The following is a 23,031-nucleotide window of genomic DNA, read 5'->3' on the forward strand; positions in this document are numbered from 1 at the left end:
CCGGGGCGAACAGACGTTGGTGGAATTGTCCCAGCAGTTTGACGTGCACGCCAACCAGATCAAGCAGTGGAAAGAGCAGCTCCTTGAGGGGGCGACCGGCGTTTTCGGTGATGAAGCGAAGACGGAACCGGCAGGCCCAACTGTGGACGTCAAAACGCTACATGCCAAAATCGGGGAGCTGACGCTGGAAAACGATTTTTTAGCCGGAGCGCTCGGCAAGGCGGGATTGCTGGGCGGAAAAAAATGATCGACCGCCAGCATAAGCTATCCGTCGTGCGCCAGGCCAAGCTTCTCGGCTTCAGCCGTGGCAGTGTCTATTATCTGCCTCGTCCCGTGCCTGACGGCGATCTTGCACTGATGCGCCGGATAGACCAACTGCATCTCGAATACCCGTTTGCGGGGAGTCGGATGTTGCAATGGCTTTTGAAGGGAGAAGGGCTGAATGCCGGGCGGCGGCACGTTGCCACGCTGATGAGGAAGATGGGCATTGAGGCGATATACCGTCGCCCGAACACCTCCAAACCAGCGCCAGGTCACAAAATTTATCCCTATCTCCTGCGAAAGTTGGCGGTCACCCGACCCAACCAGGTCTGGGCGATGGACCTGACTTACATCCCCATGGCGCGTGGCTTTGTCTACCTCTGCGCCGTCGTGGACTGGTTCAGTCGGCGGGTTCTGTCGTGGCGATTGTCAATCACGATGGAGGCGGACTTCTGTATCGAAGCGGTCGAGGAGGCACTTGCGCGTTACGGCAAGCCCAACATCTTCAACACCGACCAGGGATCGCAGTTCACCTCCATCGACTTCACCGCCGTGCTGAAGAAGGCTGAGATTGCCATATCGATGGACGGCAAGGGCGCGTGGCGGGACAATGTCTTCGTCGAGCGGCTCTGGCGGTCGATCAAATACGAAGAGGTCTATCTCCACGCCTACAAAACAGTGTCCGAGGCTCGCGCTGGCATCGGCCGATATCTGACCTTTTACAATAGCCGACGCCCACATTCATCCCTTGACCGGCAGACACCGGATCAGGCCTACTTCAACGCGCTGGCACCAATGATGGTGGCGGCATAATCGAGGCGGAAATCCACTTAGCGAAACGCCCGGAACTGTTCAGACAAACCGAGCCACCTCTGACCGTGCGAGCGTTGCGGCGGCTTGATGAAATCGGTGACTACATTGAAAAAGACGACCCGGATGCCGCTGCACGGGTGGTTGCCCGGCTCGTAGCTTCTGTCGCCACGACATCGAGATCATTACGGTGATGCACGCCTCTCAGAAGTGGCCGAAAACGCTGTAAAAGCGGTGTGTCTCCTGGGCAAGACTCCAGCAGCATCAAAGCTGCAATTGCACTAACGGAACACCGCGAAACAATCTGGTTTTCATTAGAGTCAATAACTTAGCTTCGATTTGAGGCGTATGCATATTTATGGAATTATTCTCGTCGGTTGTTCGGCTTCAGACGAGCTAGTACCATGCCGTCGTATTGCTATGACGAGCGCCCCTTAGGAGTTCTGCACAGGCTGGCGGTCGGGCAAGCCGTCAAAGTGAGATTCGAGACCGATTGTACAGGCCCCGTGTTTGACCGAACCCGGCGGGCTGCGGTCCGATTTTCGCGCTTACTTTCCAATCGGTGCGTAGCTTTCCTTGCTCCAACTGTTGACGTCGCAGCTGACGTTTTTCAAGTAGCCCTTTTCGTCGAATCTGACGTCGCCGACGACTGCCTTGATAGCTTGTCCAAATTACACGTGCGGACCGGTTGCACGTTTTCTTTCGCAGGATCATACTTGGCAAGCCTAGAGAGGCAAGATCAGGTCGTTTGCCAACCAATCTAACGAGGTAAACCCAGGGGGTCCCGTGATCGAGCGCCGACTGGCTGCTATTTTCGCAGCGGACGTTGAGGGATACTCAAGGCTTATGAGCCAAGACGAGGTCGGCACGCTCGAAGCGCTCGCATCGCAGCGCGCCATTCTGGACGAGTGCGTCGCAGAGCACAGGGGGCGCATTGCAAATACAGCCGGAGACAGTGTCCTGGCCGAGTTCCCCTCAGCCGTTAATGCGGTGAAGTGCGCGCTCGAAGCTCAAACCGCCATGGCTGCCGCCAACAAAGAACTTCCGATAGAGCGCTGTCTGTGGTTTAGGATTGGCGTGCATGTCGGAGATGTGATGGTGAGGGGTGGCGACCTGTTCGGCGACGGCGTAAACATTGCGGCGCGCTTGCAGGCTATTGCTGAGCCAGGTGGCATCTGTTTGTCGGCAATGGTGCAAGACTACGTGCGAAGCGCTATTCTGGTCGCAGTTAACGACCTCGGCCCACAATCTCTAAAAGGCATAAAGCTACCCATCAGAGTTTTTGCGATCAAGCACGGTTCTGCGCCGTCACAACGATCTAGTTTCAATCCGAACTGGCAGGACCGTCTCCGCGCCGATCGCCCTTCGGTAGCCGTGCTGCCTTTCAAAAACATGGGTGGGCCTGAGCAAGAGTATTTCAGTGATGGGATCACGGAGGACATCATCACGGAGCTAGCTCGGTTCCGGGAGCTTCTTGTCATCGCACGTAACTCCTCCTTCGCTTTCCAGGATAAAGCCGTAGAAATCAGCGCTATCGGTAAGGCCTTGGGCGCTGACTACGTGGTGGAGGGTAGCATCCGCCGGTCGGGCGATCGGGTCCGTGTCACAGCTCAACTCATTAAGGCTGAAACAGGAACACATCTGTGGGCGGAGCGTTACGACCGCTCGTTCGAGGAGGTGTTCGCCATCCAAGACGACGTTGCAAGGGGGGTCGTTGCGACAGTCGCACAGCGCATCCAAGAGGAAACGGAGGTCGTGGCGCGTCGTCGCCCTCCCCAAGACATTATGGCCTATGACCTCTTCCTACAGGGACAGCGGCTTTCAGATGTCTTTGTTGATAACGGGCAGGAAAGGTCGCGAGATTTTTTCGAACGTGCGCGGACTCTCGATCCTACTTTCGCCCGGGCGTATACGGGCCTGGCATTCAACTATCTCAACCGTTCGTTAGACTTTGGAGTTGGAGTGCCCCACGAGGAAGACACGAACCGGAAAGAAGCGCGAAGATTGGCAGAACTGGCCCTTACCGTTGATCCCACTGAACCTCGCGTACAGTCTACGGCAGGCTACATTTTCTTGACCTGGCGAGAGTTCGACCGAGCGAGCCGTCATTTTGACCTAGCATCGTCCATGAACCCGAACGATGCCACCATACAGATTTTCTGGGCGTGGGCACAGGCGTGCCTTGGGAGACCGGAACTCGGCATACCCGCGACACAGATGGCCTTTCGGCTCAATCCGCGCCATCCTCACTGGTATAGCAGTTACTGTTCGCGCGTTCATTTTCTATTGCGACAATACGACGAGGCTATCAAACACCTTGCGTACCGTATGTCTGGTGACCCAACATATCACATTCGGGACATGTCGATTTTGGCTGCAGCCTTTGGGCACATGGGACGTAGGGAAGAAGCGTTACAGTGCGCAACATGGTTCATTGAGGGAATTCGAAAAGTATGGCGCGGTAATCCAAACGCGGGCCCAGCTGACTACGCCGAGTGGTTGATCAATACCAGCTATCTCAAACTTCCAGCTGACGAGGCGCTCCTGCGCGAGGGACTTCGCCTTGCGGGCCTGCCAGTTAACGATAGACGCCTGCATTGAATGTCAGCCGTTCGTTTTCTCGCGCCATTGTTGAGCAGGGGTTGTTGCGAAGATTTGCGATGGGTCGTGCAGCGGACGCTGTACCAATTGCTGAGCACCGTCAATGCGTTCCATACAAAGCGATGGCATTTTCGAATACCCTGCGAACGATCGCTCCCTGATCGGCGCGGCCATATAGCCCGGCCGTAATGACGACGACCATATCGAGGTCGGGCACAATGTAGAGCCGTTGTCCGCCTACCCCAAGACCCTCAGTCCACGAAACTGATCGCTCGTCGGGTAGCACTGTCGACCCCGACCACCAATGCAAGCCATAACGCTCGGTATACCAGGCGTCGTGCACTGGAGTGGCGGAACGGCGAAGCCAACCCGCGGACACAAGCGTTCGCTTGCCCCATCGCCCGTCGTTGAGAACCAGTTCGCCGATCTTGACAAGATCGCGCGGCAGCAAGCGCAGACCACCCTGCGCCGCGAATTCACCACTTTTCCGCAGACGGATCCAATCTACGTTTTTGATCCCAAGTGGTTCGAACAGTTCAATGCGTGCGAGTGTCAACAAGTCTTTCCCGCTGAGCTTCTGCAGGATTCGCGCTAGAACCATCGTACTGCCGCCGTCGTAAACCCAATTCGCCCCTGGCTCATGCAGCGCATTCCTTGCAAGCGCATAGCGTGCCGGGTCTTCTGCAATATTCATCAGACGTTCGGTATTGTTGGGGTCGTCATAGGCGACCATTTCGTTTGAAACGAACCCTGCATCCATTGAGAGAAGATTGCGCATCTTGATTTTCGCCTTCTGAGGAGTGATCAGATCGGCATACTCGGGAAGATAGTCGAATGGAGACTTTTCGATGTCGATCTGGCCTCGATCGACGGCAATTCCGACGAGCAAAGACACGACCGATTTGCTGATCGATCGCATATCATGAAGTTTTTCAGCGCCATAAACGTAAGTACCCCTTGCCTTCCCCCACGGCTGATCCTCTCCAGTCCAGTATCTTTCGAACACGATCGCTTCGCCCTTAGCGACCAATACTGAATGCAGAGGTGCTGCAATTTCCGCTAGCGCCGCGTCCATGGCTTCGTATTGCGCTGACAAGGGCTTCCCGACCGATCTCGCAGCATCTTGGCCGTAGAGCAATGTCGTGGATGTAACAGTCAGCAACAGGCAGATCGCTGTGATCAAACGAATTTTCATGAATAGCCTCCGGGGTTGAGCGCTTGTGGCGGGACTATGGTGGAGAGACTGCCACCGTGACGACAGCAAGGAAGATGAAAGCAGCGCTACCAAGGCGATCGGCGACGACCGCTCAACCAGCCACCCAAACGCTCCAAGTGCGCCGAACACCAATTTGCCCGAGATCCGCAACGCTGCACGCGACGCCGTGGTGAACTTCTGCGCAACAGTTTGCAGGCAGAATGCGGCAGCTGTGGAGAGTAAGGCAAGCGCGGCCAATTCAAGCCAAACGGTGATCCAAACCGTTTCGCATGCCTGCCCAGCAGGACCATCCAGAGTGCATATTACACCCAAGTTACGAGGCACTTTCCGTCTCTCCAATTGAACACGCAAATCCCGCCGCATGACATGAGGACGACGCCGGACATCGTCGTTGCGGCAGCCACAACACAGACACGGCCGGTCGGCTCAGGCAAGAGACAGCAGCTGAGTAGAGGCGTGAATATCGTTACGGTATTGACCAAAAGCTCGAATTTGTAAGACGCAGCGCTTGTGTTCGATTGTCATCAACCTCCCGCAGCACCCCGACGCCGCTGTCCACCGACCGATCCAGGTAAACATAGGCCAGGCCCGAATACGCGCGGGCGAACGTAGGATCTACAACGATAGCCCGCTCTAACAGGGATTGAGAACGGTCTTGGAGTTCCGCTGAGATCACATCCGCCAGGCGATTGCCCTGAAGAAAAAGATCGTAGGTTCGCATATCCTCCGGCCGGCGCCGGCGGGCTGCCATCTCAACATCATCTCTCACGCGTTGAACAACTCTTGAAACGATATTCTGAGCAATCTCTTCCTGTATTGCGAACACATCTTCCAATTCAAGGTTGTAACGCTCGGCCCAAAGATGGGTCCCACCGGCAGTTTCGACGAGCTGCGCTGTTATGCGAATTCGATTGCTGGTCCGGCGGACGCTCCCTTCGACAACCTACCCTGCAGCCAGTTTTTGGCCAATCTCTCGCAGGTCAGTCGATTGACTGCGAAAGGCGAACGAAGAGTTGCGAGCGATCACCATAAGTTCACTGAAGTGCGACAACTCGGCAATGATGTCTTCCGTCATGCCATCGCTGAAATAGATCTGTTCAGCCTCTGCGCACATGTTATCGAAAGGAAGAACTGCGATAACGGGCTTGTCCGAGCTCAGGTTCGCGCGCTGCATCGGCGCAGATCCGTTCAGTGCCAGATGGTAGGACTTGATAGGGCGTGCGATATTCTTGAGGTGCTGCGCCCCGGCATCCTGGAACTGAAAATCAACTTTTCCAACGAGATGATCATAGGCGAACCCGGAAATGAGGACGTCTCCCGGCGGACACAATTGCTCCAAGCGGGCGGCGATATTGACGCAGTCTGCCATCAGATCGTCGCCCTCGACCACGACATCTCCAAGGTTAATTCCTATCCAGAGCATAATCTGGCGCCTGGCCTTATCTGGTCTTTGTGCTACGCCGTTCTGAACGTCCACCGCACAGTTGACTGCATCGACGACGGAGCTGAATTCCGATATAAGTCCGTCTCCCATCAATTTGAATATTCGGCCGCGATGGGTGGCGACCAGTGGACCAAAGAGTGCATGCTGCAGGTCATTTACCGCCTTCAGGGTCCCGGCTTCATCAGCCTCAACGAGCCGTGAGTACCCGACAACATCGGCAACCAGAATCGCAGCCATCCTTCGAGCCAACTGAGACGAGATCTCCCGTCCTACGCTGATGCCATAATGCTAAGAGCAGGCATGCTGAAGATCGCTTCATGGTAGCCCATCTCGGCATTTAGGACGAACCTAATTGAAGGCGATGTTCGATTTTGTAGGGAATATTGTCAGGATAACCTGACTCGAAGGTGGTCGCCGTCGACACACGTTGACCATGACCGCTTGCGCGCTTATTATCTTATGCTTATGTTCCACATCGCCAGTCGGCTCCACAGCAATCCGTGGTTTTGAACATTGCTACGGATTTCTCGATCAAACCGTTCGAGAAAAATGCTCATACAGCAAGCGTTTCTTGTGCATCGCTACGGTTCAGAGCCGGAACAATCAGACAACCAATTGAATCTGTTTTGATATCAACCGGACAGCAGGAGAGGTCGTATGAACACTCCAGTAGTGACGGACGTTTTCAAGTTTCTTGCCACCCGGCCCGCACAACTGTTCAGCGAAAAGGAGACCGCTCAGTCCTTCGTTCGCGACCAAAAGGCGGCGAACTCCGATGGAGCGCATCAAATAGAGGTTCTCGCGCGCAAGCTGTCGCCCCCCGGCGCCGCGCAAGCGCGTTGGAAAGAGCTCGACCTTTCGTCGCTGGCACCCCTCGAAGAGGGCTACCGCGCGTTGGTACGAAGCTACCAGGAACTCACGCCTGAAGGCGACCCGCCCGCGGCGAAGTCAATGCTGCAGGACGCCAAACTCGACCGGATGACCGATGGAGCAGAGCCCAAGGCCCTCTCGCTTGCTTGGGAAGCGCTCTATACGGCTCACGCGACCGGCCCTGACGCAGGAAGGATTCTTGAGACACCGATGGCGGTGCTGCGCCTGCTCCACTTCGCGGCGTTGGTGGACGACCTCCCCAAGCCGTCGCGGTCGGCTGCCCTTTCTATCCTGCGGGCAACAGTCGTCGTCCCAACCGCATTCGATTCAGGGTTCCACCCTCAGGTGTCAAAGCCTCCGACTCCGTCCGCTCCGGTACCGAGGCAAGCGTCTCCCGAAGACGCTCGCCGCAGCGACCAGATCCAGGCTTTGGTCGCCGACCTCGGCGCCACTCAAGGTCTACTCGCATCGGCGTTGGCCGTCGGTTCTGTCGCGCGGCAGGAGACGCTCGATCCCGGCGAGTGGTCCGCACGATTCCACGTCTCAACCGTCACACACCTCGGCGACGTTCTTCGGGACGACGTTCCACGCGAGCAGTCGGCGATCCTCGACCGTCTGAGCCTATCAAAGACGACGTCCGCCCCCCAGGCAGCGCAGACCCTCCAGCTTCATCTCCAGGCGCTCGTCGACCGCGCCACCCTTCTTGAAGGGGACGCGGAGTTCGAAGCCGCCCTAAATAAGGCGACCTTGGCGTTGCCGCTCGAAATCGCTCCCATCGTTGCCAAGAACATCAGCCCCGCGCCTGTCACCGCCCCGGACGTCGATGTAAGCGGCCGCATTACTCCCCTGGGCATCGGCGATCTGAAGGTAGTCAAGCAGACGCTCCTGTCGTATGTCGCTGGCGAGGTCGCGCACATCGAGAACGTGCTGCAGGGCGAGTCTAAGGAGAGGACCCACCGCAAGCTTGACCGAACCGAGATCACGATCTTCACGTCCGAGGAAGAAACGAAGGACACAGAGCGGGACACCCAGACGACGGACCGGTTCGAACTCAAGCGCGAGGCAGAGCAGACAGTAAAAGAGGACATGAGTATCAAGGCGGGCCTGACGGTTACGGCAAGCTATGGTCCGATCGTGGCGACAGCGACGGGGGACTTCGCCTACTCAACCTCCAAGCAGGACTCGCAGAAAAACAGCAGTAACTTCGCGCGGGACGTCGTTGATAAATCAGTCACCAAGGTGCAGACGAAAACCCGCTCGGAGCGAACCACCAAGACGTTAAATGAGGTCGAGGAGATCAACAAGCACGTCCTCGACAATGGTCCTCCCTCCGAGGCCAACGTCACCGGCGTATATCGGTGGGTGGACAAGCGATACAGAGCCCAAGTCTTCAACTACGGTGCCCGCCTCCTGCTGGAGTTCATCGTTCCGGAGCCGGCTGCCTTCTATCGCGCGACGCACTTGGCGAACGGGCCGAAGGTGAACGCTACTCCGCCACCGCCCTTCGTCACCGTGTCGAGCTTCAATGTGGCCCCGGGAGCGGTAGGTCTGGGAAAAGCCGGTACGCCAAGGCCGCTGACCGCCGAGGACATCACCGAGATCAACTACCGGCGGTACGCCGCAAGATACGGGGCAGCCGGAGTGTCGGGCCCCCCGGCGATGTTCACCTACATCGGCCTCGCCCTTGCCCAGACCAAGGAGCTCGGGCTCGGCGAGGGCGGCAGGGGGGCCGCCGCGTCGAAAGACTTCGTCGTTCCTGCCGGCTATTTGCTGGGCTCGTATAGCGTCGCCGCATCGATCCTCTGGTCGCTGAACGCTCCCCAGTTCAACCTTCAGGTTCGGGGAGACGTGTGGGAGATTATCCACTCGCCCGACAGCGCGGGAGGCGCGCCGATGATGAAGAGGCAGATCGGGGCTCCTTCGGTCGACAACACGCACGTCGCGGGATCTGTCCCCGTAAGCCTCGCCTGCTACGACGTTTATTCGTATGCGATCAACATCCAGGGTGTATGTGTTCGGACCGACGAGGCTATGATCAAGTGGCGCCTTGATACGTTCGGGCAAATCCAGACCGCGTATCAGGCGTTGCAGGCGGCCTATGATCAAAAGGTAACCCAAGCGGAATCGGCAGCGGGCATCGTGATTGAGGGCCAAAATCCGGCCATCAACCGCATCGTGGAGAAGAACGAGCTGAAGAAGCTCTGCGTTACGATGATGACGGGCCAACACTTCAAGCAGTTCGGCGCCGTGACCGAGCCGTTCAGCGACCCGCTCCACCCGCCGGAGGTGGACGTTCTAGCGGCGCTCTACGAAGGACCTATCGTGCAGTTCTTCGAACAGGCGTTCGAGTGGGAACAAATGACGTACATCTACTACCCGTACTTCTGGGGCCGGAAATCAAACTGGGCCAAGGTAACAAACCTGTCCGACCCCGATCCACTGTTCCAACAGTTCCTGACCGCCGGCTCCGCGAGAGTCCTCGTGCCCGTGCCGCTGGCCTATGTCGATAGTGTCCGGTTCCTCCTCCAGAACCCTTTGAAAGAGACCGAGCTCCGCAAGAAGGTCTGGCGAGGGGGTGACGCACCGCTCCTCAAGGATCCCCTGTACGAGTCGATCGCCGAAGAGTTGCGCAACCAGACCGACGACCTCGCGGGCGCGACGCCCGAAGGCGATCCTTGGGAGTTCACGCTTCCGACCACCCTGGTTTGGCTTCAGCCAGATGGCACGCTTCCGGCCTTTCCCTCGGCGTAAGAATGAGGGAGCGGAGAAACAGCGATGTCAGACGAGGCCGAGATGCGTCCAATCGTCGACGGGATAATCCTGTCGATGGCGAGGATCCGTAAGCTGGCCGCTGGTGTGCTTTTGCGTGACGAGCCCCAGCCGATGGTCGTGCCGCGCGCCGACATGGAGGATGCGCTGGCGATCGCTGAACAGGTCGCCGACCTGATCAAATCGTGGGCACCACGGGTGGAGCCTCTGAAGCAAATGGGATGGGGCGGTCTGTTATCCGACATCCTCTACGGCATTGCGGTCGACGGCGCCGAGGGAGTAAGACGCGTCCTGTCAAACCGCCTCGAACGACCCCCCTCCCGCGATATCGAGCCGATCCATATTTCCCTGCTGATCACATACGACACGCGCGTCACCGGGAGCCGCGATGCGCTCTACGTGCTCAGCCTTGAGCTCGCGTGGAACGGTTCGCCGCTATCTGCGATTACCAAGAACTTCAATGGGGACATCAACGCCTTCACCGCGCACTCTGTCGACATTGTCATTTCTCTACTTCCTGTCATTGGTCCGATCTACGACATCGCGACGGGCATCGCCGGATACCGCCTGCCGGATGCACAAAAGCTCACGAACACGGAGCGGGTGCTCCGCGTCGTCTTCGTGGGTGTCGGCGCGGTCCTGTCGCTTGCGGTCAAGGGCGGACGCATTACAGCGCGGACGCTAAAGATTATGCAGGTGGGAAAGAGTACGAACGCCTTACGAACCACCCTCGGCAGGCTGGACACTTTCCGGGCCCTCGCGGTGTCGGTTTCGAAGCTGTCCGCGAAGAACGCCACGCGCATTCTGGAAATCGTCGACATCGTGCGGAAGGGCGGACAACTGACTTCCGAGCAAAGCCAACTGTTTTGGTCGTTTTTCCACGCACTCAATCAGGTGGCGACGGCGGCACAGTGGGCGAAAATCGCGAGGAATTCGGCCAACGTGGGATCCAAGGCGGGCAAAACGACCATCCTGCTCCACGTACTACATGCACCTGGAGAAAAGGAGGCTATTGAAGTTCTCGGCAAAAACCTGCCCGACGCCGAGATTGTGTCCTTGCCGGGCTTGACGCCCGAAGATTTCGTGAAGGTGACGCAGGGCGTGCAAAAGATCAATCCCGTTACCGGCAAGCCTGTTCTGACGCTGACCCAGGGCATCAAGACCCCAGACCTCCTCCTCGAGGGCTCGCTCGCCGACATCTATGTCCCTAAGGGCAATAATTTGAAGACGATGTTCAACGAGATCGCGGGCAAAGGGAGTCAGGGTTCCACCATCGTAGTCAACTCGGACTTCACAAAGATCCCTCACGAGGAGCTGGTAAAGAGCCTTCCGAAACTGTGGGGCAACCCCGCAGGTCTCAGCATTCGCCGTGTCGTGATTTTGAACACGAAGGGATTCTACAAGATGATCATCCGGCCATTTAACTTTCGTCTGGCCGACATCGATTGGGTGCCGGTTCAGACACTCGCCAACCTCCGCGAGACTTGGGACGAGATCGAAAAAGAAGACGCCAAGGAAGAGGCGGCTGCGGCGAAACCCTAAGCCTGGCGGCCTATGCAAGTCGAGGGGCTGTGGTGCACATCGCATGCGGTGGAAGGAGCCGTCCAATATGTGCTTTCGCGCTGCCTCAAAAAACTTTTGTAACGAAGGTAGGGCGCTTATGTCTTTCAGCATCCAGCAATATGCCACTGCGTTGCAGCGGCCGAGTACGGGCAGGTTTCAAAAGCAGCCATCAAACGAAACATCTCGCAATGTCTGCTCAATGCCGCGCAGCGCGCGCTCTTTGGGATTGGACACAAAGCGATTTGGCCAGTCGGACAGCCATCAGCACGGTATCCATCCGTGCTTTCGAAAGAGGCGGTGAAATGCGTGAAAGCAACCTGAAACTCATTCGCTTCACGTGTGACGCAGCTGGGGTTATTTTCGTGGACGAAAGCGAAATGGTCCAAGGAGGAATCGGCGTGCGGCTTAAGATAAGCACGCCATAGCCAGCCTTGAGTTTCGCAATTGCAGCTTCAAGGTACCCCCCCAAATATCAATCAGTAAGAAGGTAGCTATACGAGGGTTGGAAATCGATCGCCTTGAAACAATAGGAACCTGCGACCCGGCAGCGGGTGCCGACGGAGAGGCGTTATCCAGGGCTATCGATGGCTATAGTGAAACGTTTGAGACTAGCCCGTCCAGTCTTCCACCCGTAACCCGGGAACGCGATCAAATTCCCTGCGATTATTCGTAACCACAATCAAGCCTCGCGAGCGAGCGTGTCCTGCAATCAATTGATCATATGGACCGATTGGAGTACCGCTGCGCGCCAGTTCGGCCCGCAGTTGACCCGTATGGCTTGCTGCCGGTTCGTCGTACGCTAAAACTTCAAGGCGCGCCGCGAAGCCCTCAACAACGGGAAGGTTCTTTTCAGGACTGGCTGACTTTTCCGCTCCGTAAATCAGTTCCATCAAGCTAACCGAACTGATGCACAATTGATCATGGAAACGATTGAACGCCTCGCGCACGTGGTGTGGTCGATTTTTGATCGTGAAAATGCAAATGTTGGTGTCTAACATGTACTTCAGCATCAAAACGCCTCGCGCTCCTGCGAGGCGGCCTGATCACGCTCACTCATGAAGTCGGACGTGGCCGCTGCTCCTTCAAACCAGCTGTCCCAGACCTCGCCAGCAGGTGCGATAATGCGAGTGCGTCCGACGGCGACAATATCGACGCGCTTTACATCATCGGGCAAAGCGACTGCCTTTGGAAGACGGATAGCTTGGCTTCGATTATTCTGGAATACTGCACCCTGCTCCACCTAAGTCCCTCCGGATTGCATCACCGAGTATAAGATTTACATAACCTTCCGTCTGGGATATGTCAATGGGATATACATCAGGCCGCGCCCCAAATTTTCGATACGCGCCATAGTCCAGTGTCTTCGTACGGAAGGGAACCACTGCCGCCGCTACGAAGAAAAATCCACATATTTCATATTTTTAGCGCGGTTTTTGGCGTATGCATATTTATGGAACTTTTGTTGGTTTGTGAACCGTTGCGTTTGAGCGTTTAACCAACACCGGCACTCTCAGCATTCATTCAATTGCTTGGCAATGCTTTGCCTGTCGCGATAATCCTGGCCGCAATCATCGCTTTCGTTTCGTCGTCGAGCCTGGCAACCATTGTCTTTGAACGCCGCGATTCGTTACTCCGGAACTGTAGTGCCGCCGCCTAACCATGCGTAGGTGCCAGATTGATACATGGCGGCCGTCCCGACTGGATAGTCACCATCCAAAGCGAAAAAACACGACCAGCCCACTTTTCCAACGATTGCAGACCACAACCTCGTCAGGGTCGCTGGAAAGTTAAAGCCTTTGCATACCATCGATCCGAAAAGCGTGGCTTCCTCAACATGAACGGGACGCGTTCGGAAAGAGTTGGGTTCCGAAAGGTTCACTGATGAGCCGTCGTAGACAGGCTTCGCCCAGCCGACACCATACTCAAGCAGACCCTTGGCGAGGATCCAGTCTTTAATCTCCGCCGAAACCTTATATTTACCTGCAAAAACCGCTGTCCGGTCTTCCCATTCATCCACCCATAGGCTTCCTCAAGATCCTTCACGGAGTTCAGTCCCAATACACGGTTCAGGCCGATGGCCGGCGCTTGGCAGCGAGATTGCGCATCCGCGGTTGATGGGCAGGTATTCAAAATGCTCTTCGGCCTTGAGCGTTGCCGGTGAGGCATTGTACAGATCGATGAAGGCTTTGACCTCGATAGCCTCCTCTTCTGCCGGAGATGAACGTTGTGAAAAGTGCGAATTCGAAATGGAAACGAGGTCGATCAGTAACCAAGCGCGCTGAGCCCCGGGTGGCCGTCGGGCCGACGACCGAGCGGCCAGTGAAAGCGACGGTCTTCCCCGCCGATCGGCAGGTCGTTGATGCAGGCGTATCGCTTGCACATCAGGCCACTATCATTGAACTCCCAGTTCTCGTTGCCGAAAGATCGGAACCAGTTGCCGCTGTCGTCATGCCACTCATATGCAAACCTGACGGCAATCCTGTCGTTGTCGAACGCCCACAGCTCCTTGATCAGACGGTAGTCGAGCTCCCGCTGCCATTTTCTGGTGAGAAAAGCGACAATAGCTTCCCGGCCGTTGACGAACTCGGCGCGGTTACGCCACTGACTATCAACGGTGTACGCCAACGCGACCTTGCCCGGATTCCGGCTATTCCAGCCATCTTCAGCAAGCCGCACCTTTTCGGCAGCAGTCTCTGATGTAAACGGCGGCAGAGGCGGCCTTTGAGCGTCGGTCATTCGGATCTTCCTTCTAATTTTGCTCGCAACGCTGCATTTTCACCTTCCAGCTGTTGCAGCTTCTCACGAAGCGGTGCGACTGCTTGCTCAACCTGCTGTTCGGTGTAGCGGGGGATGATGTGCTGGGGACAGTTCCAGTCGTATGCTTCGAGCCGGAGCTTGAATATCCGCTCTGCACGGCCCTTATATGTCGGATCGGATACGAGGTCCGTGAGCGATTGGTCGGCGTCGAGCGTCAGCCGCTCGACGTGGGCATAGACTTTGAGCCGGGTCCGTCGGACATAGTCCATTAGGAACAGACAGGCGCGGTCGTTGGCTGCGAAATTTCCTGCGCTGACGTACTGGCGGTTTCCGCGATAGTCGGCGAATGCCATCGTTTGCGGATCAACAACCTTGAGGAAACCGGTTTTCCCACCGCGATGTTGAACGTACGGCCAACGCGTTTCTGACGCGGACGCGATATAGAAGCTGTCGCGCGTTGCGATGAAAGCGATCTCGTTCTCCGTCAAAGTATCCGAAGGGCGATCGTGCTTGCCCAGCCCTATCTGCTCCACCCCCATATTCGCCTGCGCAGCTCGGACGCTTGGCGTCACGGCGACTTCTAGAAAGCGGTACGGCATACCTCGTCTCCATACTTGAACAGGCCCGCATCAGCGGACAATGCGGGCCTTAACCTATCTTCAGGCGGCTAAATACTTCCGCTAAAGCATCAGTCTTGCAAGGCCCAGTCGGCGACTTCCCAGCGCATCTGACCACGATCGGAGACCACGCGACCAAGACCCGGGAACGGCATGTGTGTCGCAGCGATCAGGGCACCTTCCGAGGCAGCTTGTGGGAAGAAGCGATTGCGCATGGCTTTCGCAGCAGCCTGATCCTGTTCGAACAGAAAGAAGACGTCCGTTGCAGCCGGATGGACGACCGGGAAAAGCATGTCGGAAACCATGATCAGGCTCTTGCCGCCGTCCTCGATGCGGACGCCGATATGGCCAGGCGTGTGGCCGGTTAGGTCGACAATCGAGACGCCGGGAACGATTTCACGCTCTCCGTCGATCGCTTGCATCTTCGGATAGAGACGCACCACCTCTTCTGCCATCTTGAAGCTGGGCTGCAGGAAATCAGGCGCGCCATTGCGCTTAGCCCGGTCGGTCCAGTGCTTGACGTCGCGACGGTCTACATAGACCTCGGCATCTGGGTAATTGTTCTTACCGCCGAAAACCAAACCGCCCATGTGGTCCTGGTGCATATGGGTCACGATAACGGCATCGATCTGGCTCGGCTTTAGACCAAGCGTGGCTAGCGCTTGCGGGAGATGCCCGGTTTCCCCGATAGAACCTGCAGCCCCGGCATCGATCAGGATGCGTTGCTTACCGTCTTCAACAAGGTATTGATTGAACAGAAAACGAACCCCGCTGGGTCTGGCCGTAAACTGTCCGTTTGCGGCCTTTTCCACTTCGGTGGCTGAGCGTCCCGGGAAGTAGTTGTAGGGCATATCAGCATACCCATCGGTCAGCGCCGTTACCGTAAAACGGCCGATATGAATCTGTGCAAACGGCGTTGTTGCGACCGGTGTTCCGGCAGCCTTGGATGTTGCAGCCTGGACAGTCAAGTCGCCGAGCAGACTTCCTCCGAAAAGGGTTCCTCCAACGAGACCAAGAGGCAGAGCTCTCGCGAAAGCGCGGCGTGAAAGCTGAGGCATGCCGTTCTCCTCTGGTTTAGTGGGTGATATTTGTGGTGCCTGTGAACGTGTCGGCATAAGAAAGTTGCGCATGGTATTCCCCCAGTCGGTGGTTGATGTGGACAGCAGCTGACGCTCAGCATCAGTTTTGCGGGTTCGGCTCAGCTGCTGTTCTAATGAGCGCTGCGACTTCGTCAGGCTGGGACAGCATTACCGCATGGCTGCTGCTGACCTCTACGACCGCGGCTCCTGCGCGCGCGGCCATCGCTGCCTGTGCTTGAGCGGGTATCATTCGATCTTCCGTTGCAAGCAGGTAAAAGGATGGCTTGGTTTTCCATGCCGCAGAGGTGATCTTGCCCTGGACGGCTTCAAGGCCCCACGGCCTCTGGGCGGCAGCCATGAACTGCGCCTCGGCGGGATCTATGTCGGCCGAGAATGCGGCCGTAAACTTCTGTGGATCGATTTTGATGAAGCCGTTCTTCGGCGGAAGGAGTGGGGCTTTCTCCACACCAGGGACCTCTTGCGAGGCCAAATCGAACACGGATTCCCCGGCGTCCGGAACGAAGGCGGCCAGATAAACAAGACTCAGGACCTTTTCTTCGATTCCTGCCTCCGTAATAACGGCGCCACCGTAAGAATGCCCAACGAGCACAACCGGGTGTGAAGCCTCTGCGATCACGCCCTTCGTGCGCTCCACATCTTGGGAAAACGTGACTGCGGAATTCTGCACGACAAGGACTTCATAACCGTCTTGCGACAAGATCTCGTAAACCTTCCGCCAGCCCGTGGCGTCGACAAAGGCCCCATGCACGAGCACAACTGAAATGGATTCGGATAGAGGACGAGAAGTATCTAGGGTCATTGCACGAGTTCCCGGGTGACACCATTTTTGACTGATCTGCCCGCGATAGCTCAACAACGCTGAGTTTTTGGCGGATATGCATCGCTGTCGATGAGTGTGATGATGCACTGCTAAGACAGGCTCGCCCCACTTCCTTGGCGGACATTTGTAGGGCTGACGAGGCCAGTTCTCAATTGAGATCATGATCTCTGCGGACTAGACGAAGGGACTGCAACAGTAGACCTTCGTATATAAATCTCAGCTAACCTGAATTCACGGAACAGCGTATTCTCAGCCTCGCGCCAGCGTTACGAGCAGCCGGGGGATCGAATTGGAATACCAAACACACACTGACGAGATCATTGACATGATCCCGGCAATGGCTTGGTCTACAACATCGGACGGAATGCTGGATTTCGCCAATCAGCATTTCCTCGAATACGTCGGCCTCCCACTTGCTGATATTGCTGGCGAAAATTTTTACCGTCTCTTCCACCCTGACGATCTTGATAATCTCGGCACTGAGTGGCGGAACATCATGACTTCCAAGACCGCCAAGGAAGTCGAGGGGCGGCTAAGACGCGCGGACGGCGAGTTTCGGTGGTGTAGTCTTCGGCAAAAGCCCCGGCACGATCCGGAAGGAATCGTCATCAGATGGTACGGCGTTGTTCTTGATATCGAGGATCGAAAGCAAGCTGAAAATGCGCTCAAGGAGACTGAGGCCGCGCTTGCAGCGAGCGAGCACAATCTCCGGCTCATCATCGACTCGCTTCCGGTCCTCGTCTGGTCGGCGCGACCCGATGGCAGCGCGGACTTTGTCAACAAAAGCTGGCTGGATTATGCCGGGCTACCAGCTGAGCGGATCCTAGATTGGGGCTTCTTGGACCTCTATCACCCGGATGACATCCCAGAGATGGTTGAGATCTGGAAGAGAGATCTTCAGCATTCGGACAATACCCAGCTGAAAGGGCGCATTCGCGGCGCAGATGGCAATTACCGGTGGTTTTATTTCTCGGGTCGGAAGCTCACTGACGCCAAAGGCGAAGAGCGCTGGTTTGGGGTAAATATTGACATTGAGGATCTTCAATCAGCAGAGAACTCGCTTCGAGAAGGTGAAGCTGCGTTGAAGGAAAGCGAAAGACGGCTCAGCCTTGTCCTTAACACGATCCCGGCCATGGCTTGGTCTTGCACTCCGGACGGGCGTCTTGACTACTTCAATCGCAACCTCACCGATTACGTCGGCCTGCCTTTTAAAGACCTCGTTGGATTTGGCTTCTATAAGATGTTCCACGAGGAGGACACGGAAAGAATGCGGGAGACTTGGGACGAGATCATCGTTACCAAACAACCTCGGCCAGTAGACGCACGGATCAGAAGTTCCAATGGCGAATATCGGTGGTTCAACTTGCGGCAAAATCCCCTTCTGGATGCGGATGGGAATGTCGTGCGGTGGTATGGCGTTGTGGTAGACATCGAAGATCGAAAACGAGCTGAAGAATCCCTTCACCGGAGTCAAAGCGACCTCGCTCATGTTACCCGGTTAACCACAATCGGCGAATTGGCTGTTTCGATAGCTCATGAGATCAATCAGCCACTTATGGCAATCGTGACCAATGCGGGAACCTGCCTTCGCTGGCTGCAGGACGGGCATAAAGACCTTGAACTGGCCCGATCAGCCGCAGAGCGAGTTGTGCACGACGGGCACCGTGCAGGCGAGATTGTCGCCAGTATTCGCGCCATGGCTCAACGATCTCCAGTGCGGATGGAGAGAACCGACATCAACACGGTGCTACATGATGTCTTGTTCCTATTGCGGAAAGAGTTGCACTCACGAGGGATGCAGGTCGCCACGCATACGCCTCCCGATGCCCTCTTCGTTCTGGGTGATCGTACCCAGCTGCAGCAGGTGCTTCTCAATCTCATAATGAACAGCACTGAAGCCATGCATCCTGATGAAGCGGCAGTCGTTACTGTCAGGTGTGCGCGCAATAAGGATCGCAATATCGAAATCAGCGTGTCCGACACGGGACAAGGAATAGCGTCAGATCAGCTCGACCATATTTTCGAGGCGTTCTACACGACGAAAGTGGATGGAATAGGGATGGGGCTTTCGATCTGCCGATCTATCGTCGAAGCGCATGGCGGCCGAATCTGGGCTACGAACAACCACCCCAGGGGCGCGTCATTCACCTTCACGCTGTCCAGCTTCGAGGAGACAGCCGTTGATTGATGACAGAAAGAACAGGCGCCCCACGGTTATCGTCATCGATGATGATCACAGTGTCCGCGAAGCTCTAAAGGGACTATTTGAGTCTGTGGGACTTAGCGCGGAGACACACGGCTCCGTGAAGGAGTTTATCGCCGCAGACGATCCCGAAAAAGCGGGATGCATCGTCCTCGACATCCGCCTTCCTGGACAAAGCGGGCTTGAGTTTCAGGAAGCGTTGGCTCAAAGCGACCTGCCCAGGTCTGTCGTCCTAATAAGCGCTCACGTCGATGTGCCCATGGCCGTGCGGGCAATGAAGGCTGGTGCCATTGATGTCCTGACTAAACCAGTCCGTGAACAGGATCTACTGGAAGCCGTAAACCGCGCAATTGCCAATGATGCAGCTCGCCGAGAGGAAAGGACCTCGAAGACTGCGGCCCAGTTAAGATATACATCGCTTACCGAACGTGAACGCCAGATCCTGACCCTGGTCGTCGCCGGCAAGCTAAACAAACAGATTGCCGCTGAACTGCAACTCGCGGAGCCGACCGTGAAACTTCACAGGGGTCATATGATGCGGAAGATGAAGGCGACATCAGTCGCTGATCTGGTCAAAATAGTTGGTGGTCTGTCTTAAAGCACTAGCTAAGGGCGTTGGTGCACGGATCGGAAGGATCGCGGATGTCGATCTTTGATGACGTAAGCTATGCTACCTTTGGCTTGCGGCGAACGGATTTTGGGCGTGCGGAGGCAAGCATGCGGTTGAGGATGGCGCAGCCGACGGCGACTTCCGTCTGCTGAGCGTGAGACGACCGAGCCCGCAGACGCTGCCCGATGGTGGACTTGTATCGGCCGATGGCGGTCTCTACCAACGCGCGCCGGCCGTAACCGGTGGAGGCTTGCCATTTCATCCGGCCGTCTCTGATGATTTGCCGCAATATGCTGATCCCTTTGGCCGGGCGGTTGATCTTCGTTCAGTTCGATCGCGTTGACGCGTGGCGGAATGACGATGGCAGCATCGGCGCTGTGGCCGATGATCGCGTCGTAGGTGGGCTTCCATCATAGGCGCCATCGGCGGTGAACCGTCCGACTGGACCGTCGATCTGATCGAGAAGTGGGCCCACCTGCGAGGCATCCCCCGTATCCTGGTCGGTCATCGTGTGGGCGATGATCTCGCCACTATCGGCATCCAGCGCCAGATGCAACCTGCGCCAACCGCTACGGGTTTTGGCGCCATGTTTTTCCTCCAGCCACTGACCCGCGCCATAGATCTTAAGAGCGCTGCTATCGACAAGAACATGCACCGGCCCGCGCGGTGGTCCCTGCCGATCAAACCGGCTGTTGGGTGATCGCCACGTCTGCGCCCGTCGGCTGAGCGTGGTATGATCCGGGACGGCGAGCGTCAGCCCCATCAATTGCAGCAGCGATCCCAGCAGGCCTTCGGCCTGGCGCAGTCGTAGACCGAACACCAGGCCCAGCGTCAAGGCGGTCTCAATCGCGAGATCGGAATAGCGCGGCTGACCGCCGCGCGTCTTGCGTCGTGGCGCAGCCCAACCAACAAGCGCTTCCGGCGTAAGCCATAGGGTCAGGCTGCCGCGTTCGCGTAGCCCCGCCTCATATTCAGGCCAGTTCGTCACCTTGAATGTCATCTTGCCGATACGATGGCGGCGGGAAGAATTGTGTTTGAAAGGCATGGCTGCGGCAACCGGCTATTGAGATTGCAGCCCGCCTACACCGCGATCGCTGAATGATCCGTGCACCAACGCCCTGGTAAGAGGATCAACGTCAACGCAATTGCGCCGGGCTATATCCTTTCCAACAACACGACCGAACTTCACTCCGACGAAGAGCGCAATGCCGCGATCCTCGCCCGTATTCCCGCGGGGCGCTGGGGCGAACCGGATGATATCGGTGGTACCGCAGTTTTCCTGCTGGCGGATGCCTCGCGTTACCTGCATGCGGCAACGATACCGGTCGACGGCGGCTGGCTCGCACGTTGACGCGGGAAACCACGACACAAAAACGGGATACGCAATGACGACGAAATGCTTCACGTTCGCCGGTGGCGAAAACTGGGTGCAGACTGCTGACGGTAATCTTCGCCGTGTACTTGTCCATACGGATGAGCTGATGCTGGTGGAGTTTAAGTTTGAGAAGGGCGCACAGGGTGCTCTGCATTCGCACCCGCATGTGTAGTCAAGCTTCATAGCCGAGGGGCATTTCGAGGTGACCATCAATGGCATTACGGAGGTGCTTTCCACCGGCGATGCTTTCATCGTGCCGTCAGGTCTAGTCCACGGAGTCAAAGCGCTCGAAGCCGGGCGCCTGATAGACAATTTCACCCCACAGCGAGCCGATTTCCTGGCGTGATACGCGGATCGCAAAGAGGCCGCAGTGGGCAAAAGGGTGTCAGGCGATTGTCTTGGTTTATCTCGCTACGAGAGCTCTCCCTGGCTAGATACGAAGCCATGATATCGAAAGCTTCCAGCTTTGTCTCGAACCCAATGGCGATGCGATCTCGCGTGAACTCGCCGATCACAGCGGCGTAAACGCGAAGCATTCGTCGAGAACGTGCCGGCTTTCCTTCCATGGTAGGTGCGATCTTCGACAAATCGTAGCACCAGAAACACTTGAAGTATTCCGGCCGACCTCGAATGCAAGAACTGACATCCAGCCAAATCGTAAAGTCTGATATGTCCACCGACTGAAATCGCGCAGCGCGCAATGCGCTTTCGAAATAACCGAGGAGCGATCGTCGTTGGGGAACATTGATATCCCGACGAGCCACGCGAGTTCGACGGGATCGGCCAGCTCGTCTCATTGAAACGGTACGCCCGCTCGCTTGCGACGAACTTACCAATCTCCATGTCCGCCGCTGGCCGTATTTTGAGCTGTCAGCGGCGGAAGATACTTCAGCGCCTTACAAAGCAAGCGTCGTTTTGGCAACGGTCAGGATCTTGGAGAAAAGCTCGATGTCTTCTCTTGAGTCAGACGGTGGTGTGCGGTTCGCCGCACCATTGAAGATCGTGTCGTGGAAGGCTTCGAGTTCGATCCGGAACGCGTCGCTATGGAACGGCCCGAGCGTCCGGACGACATTGCTGTCGGCGGTGCTTTCCTGCACTTCCAGCGTCATCGGCAGATTGCGCAGATAGGGCGTGTTGTAGCGGAACTGCAAGCGTTTGGTCTTCGACAGGACCTCGATGCCGGCATCAAAACGGGCGATATCGTCAATCAGGCATTCGTAGATGGCGGTGAAGCTACCATAGTCGAACATGGCAGTGAGCTGTTCGCCATTCTGCGACAACTGCGCTCCGATTACCCGCTTGGGCGAGCCACCCAGAAGATCGCGCATGGCCGACAGCGAATGCGAGCAAAGCCCGGTCATGACTTCATAGCCACGCTTGACGATCGCAGGTGCGTCGGCACCGCACATCGCATCCATCATCTCCTTGCGCAGCGCCCGGCTCTCGTCGATCAGTGCAGCCGGAATATCCCCCTTGGGCGTGACGACCTTGTCCGTCTGGTTGAAGAACCATGGACCCTCGCAGATCACGTCGCGGACGCGGACGTAAGAGATGGGGCCGAAGTTTTCCAGTTCCTGCTTCGCCGCAATGAAGGCCGGTGCAAAGCGGCGCATATAGCCGACCATGACGACGCGGTCGGAAGCGGCCTCGGCTGCTACTAGCGTTTCCAGATCAGCCGCTGTCAGGCAGGCCGGCTTTTCGATGAAGACATGTTTCCCGGCTGCGATCGCTGCCCTTGCCTGCTCGCCATGGTGCTGGTCGGGGCTGAGGATCAGGACGGCATCAATATCCGGATCGGCAAACAACGCGGCTGCCGTGTCGTAGCGCTTGGCGATCTTCCAGTGATCGGCGACTTCAGCCAGAACCGAAGGCGAAACATCATGCACCGCGGCCAACTCGAATTGCTGCTGCAATTTGTGCAGCGTTGGAATGTGCATCAGCTGAGCCACTTCTCCGAGCCCAACCAGGCCAACTCTCAATCGCATAATCCACTCCTGTATAGCGCTTTCTGCGCG

The 23,031-nt window shown here is 56.8% G+C and carries 17 protein-coding genes and 3 pseudogenes; 8 read left to right on the plus strand and 12 right to left on the minus strand.

The window, feature by feature from the left end:
• A protein-coding gene (locus R6X40_RS23405; protein ID WP_318416517.1) for an IS3 family transposase occupies positions 1 to 1,074 on the plus strand; the annotation gives its coding sequence in 2 pieces (ribosomal slippage) (positions 1 to 194 and positions 194 to 1,074; 1,075 coding nt annotated over the 2 pieces). This gene is flagged as partial in the annotation.
• Between the two features lie 783 nt (positions 1,075 to 1,857).
• Positions 1,858 to 3,672 carry an adenylate/guanylate cyclase domain-containing protein gene (locus R6X40_RS23410; RefSeq protein WP_318416519.1) on the plus strand — a complete coding sequence of 605 codons (1,815 nt, stop codon included), beginning with the start codon at positions 1,858 to 1,860 and terminating at the stop codon, positions 3,670 to 3,672.
• 100 nt (positions 3,673 to 3,772) lie between these two features.
• Here R6X40_RS23410 and R6X40_RS23415 read toward each other — a convergent pair whose 3' ends face one another.
• The 3 genes from R6X40_RS23415 to R6X40_RS23425 form a co-directional block, all read right to left on the minus strand.
• A complete protein-coding gene (locus R6X40_RS23415) occupies positions 3,773 to 4,867 on the minus strand; it encodes a serine hydrolase (protein WP_318416522.1) in 1,095 nt (364 codons plus the stop codon).
• A gap of 487 nt (positions 4,868 to 5,354) precedes the next feature.
• Positions 5,355 to 5,723 (minus strand): hypothetical protein, encoded by a 369-nt coding sequence (locus tag R6X40_RS23420; protein WP_318416526.1) that lies wholly within the window; start codon positions 5,721 to 5,723, stop codon positions 5,355 to 5,357.
• Between the two features lie 108 nt (positions 5,724 to 5,831).
• The gene (locus R6X40_RS23425; protein ID WP_318416527.1) at positions 5,832 to 6,569 is read right to left on the minus strand and encodes an adenylate/guanylate cyclase domain-containing protein; all 738 of its coding nucleotides are present in this window, start codon (positions 6,567 to 6,569) and stop codon (positions 5,832 to 5,834) included.
• Positions 6,570 to 6,989: 420 nt separating this feature from the next.
• Here R6X40_RS23425 and R6X40_RS23430 point away from each other — a divergent pair, with 420 nt between their 5' ends.
• Both R6X40_RS23430 and R6X40_RS23435 read left to right on the plus strand, forming a co-directional pair.
• Positions 6,990 to 9,953, plus strand: coding sequence for a hypothetical protein (locus R6X40_RS23430; RefSeq protein WP_318416530.1), 2,964 nt, complete (start codon positions 6,990 to 6,992; stop codon positions 9,951 to 9,953).
• A 24-nt stretch (positions 9,954 to 9,977) separates the two neighbouring features.
• Positions 9,978 to 11,513 (plus strand): hypothetical protein, encoded by a 1,536-nt coding sequence (locus R6X40_RS23435; protein ID WP_318416532.1) that lies wholly within the window; start codon positions 9,978 to 9,980, stop codon positions 11,511 to 11,513.
• Between the two features lie 629 nt (positions 11,514 to 12,142).
• Here the strand turns inward: R6X40_RS23435 and vapC are convergent.
• From vapC to R6X40_RS23470, 7 genes are all read right to left on the minus strand, one after another.
• Complete coding sequence (gene vapC / locus R6X40_RS23440) at positions 12,143 to 12,544, minus strand: type II toxin-antitoxin system tRNA(fMet)-specific endonuclease VapC (RefSeq protein WP_318416535.1); 402 nt, start codon at positions 12,542 to 12,544, stop codon at positions 12,143 to 12,145.
• Positions 12,544 to 12,774: a type II toxin-antitoxin system VapB family antitoxin gene (vapB, locus tag R6X40_RS23445; RefSeq protein ID WP_276121979.1), complete on the minus strand. Its 231-nt coding sequence runs from the start codon at positions 12,772 to 12,774 to the stop codon at positions 12,544 to 12,546. Before vapB ends, vapC begins: the two co-directional genes overlap by 1 nt.
• 387 nt (positions 12,775 to 13,161) lie before the next feature.
• Positions 13,162 to 13,551, minus strand: a complete 390-nt coding sequence (locus R6X40_RS23450; protein WP_318416537.1) for a hypothetical protein — start codon at positions 13,549 to 13,551, stop codon at positions 13,162 to 13,164.
• A gap of 245 nt (positions 13,552 to 13,796) precedes the next feature.
• Entirely contained in the window at positions 13,797 to 14,270 is a 474-nt protein-coding gene (locus tag R6X40_RS23455) for a nuclear transport factor 2 family protein (RefSeq protein ID WP_318416538.1), read from the minus strand.
• On the minus strand, positions 14,267 to 14,890 hold the full coding sequence (locus R6X40_RS23460) for a pyridoxamine 5'-phosphate oxidase family protein (protein ID WP_318416541.1): 624 nt from the start codon (positions 14,888 to 14,890) through the stop codon (positions 14,267 to 14,269). The genes R6X40_RS23455 and R6X40_RS23460 overlap by 4 nt, the downstream gene beginning before the upstream one ends.
• Positions 14,891 to 14,979: 89 nt before the next feature.
• Entirely contained in the window at positions 14,980 to 15,966 is a 987-nt protein-coding gene (locus tag R6X40_RS23465) for an MBL fold metallo-hydrolase (RefSeq protein WP_318416544.1), read from the minus strand.
• A 121-nt stretch (positions 15,967 to 16,087) separates the two neighbouring features.
• Entirely contained in the window at positions 16,088 to 16,807 is a 720-nt protein-coding gene (locus R6X40_RS23470; RefSeq protein WP_318416547.1) for an alpha/beta hydrolase, read from the minus strand.
• Positions 16,808 to 17,117: 310 nt separating this feature from the next.
• Here R6X40_RS23470 and R6X40_RS23475 point away from each other — a divergent pair, with 310 nt between their 5' ends.
• Both R6X40_RS23475 and R6X40_RS23480 read left to right on the plus strand, forming a co-directional pair.
• The gene (locus R6X40_RS23475; RefSeq protein ID WP_318416550.1) at positions 17,118 to 19,016 is read left to right on the plus strand and encodes a PAS domain S-box protein; all 1,899 of its coding nucleotides are present in this window, start codon (positions 17,118 to 17,120) and stop codon (positions 19,014 to 19,016) included.
• A complete protein-coding gene (locus tag R6X40_RS23480; RefSeq protein ID WP_318416551.1) occupies positions 19,009 to 19,629 on the plus strand; it encodes a response regulator transcription factor in 621 nt (206 codons plus the stop codon). The genes R6X40_RS23475 and R6X40_RS23480 overlap by 8 nt, the downstream gene beginning before the upstream one ends.
• Before the next feature lie 67 nt (positions 19,630 to 19,696).
• On the opposite strand, the pseudogene R6X40_RS23485 reads toward R6X40_RS23480, so the two are convergent.
• A pseudogene (locus R6X40_RS23485) lies at positions 19,697 to 20,686 on the minus strand (IS5 family transposase).
• Positions 20,687 to 20,761: 75 nt separating this feature from the next.
• Between R6X40_RS23485 and R6X40_RS23490 the strand changes: the two are divergent.
• Both R6X40_RS23490 and R6X40_RS23495 read left to right on the plus strand, forming a co-directional pair.
• Positions 20,762 to 20,992, plus strand: a pseudogene (locus tag R6X40_RS23490) (SDR family oxidoreductase); the annotation flags it as partial.
• Between the two features lie 34 nt (positions 20,993 to 21,026).
• Positions 21,027 to 21,362, plus strand: a pseudogene (locus R6X40_RS23495) (cupin domain-containing protein).
• Between the two features lie 550 nt (positions 21,363 to 21,912).
• Here the strand turns inward: R6X40_RS23495 and R6X40_RS23500 are convergent.
• A complete protein-coding gene (locus R6X40_RS23500; protein ID WP_318416552.1) occupies positions 21,913 to 23,001 on the minus strand; it encodes a Gfo/Idh/MocA family oxidoreductase in 1,089 nt (362 codons plus the stop codon).
• Positions 23,002 to 23,031 lie beyond the last annotated feature (30 nt).

Origin of the sequence: Rhizobium sp. PL01 (assembly GCF_033447125.1) — a bacterium.
Classification (GTDB): domain Bacteria; phylum Pseudomonadota; class Alphaproteobacteria; order Rhizobiales; family Rhizobiaceae; genus Pararhizobium.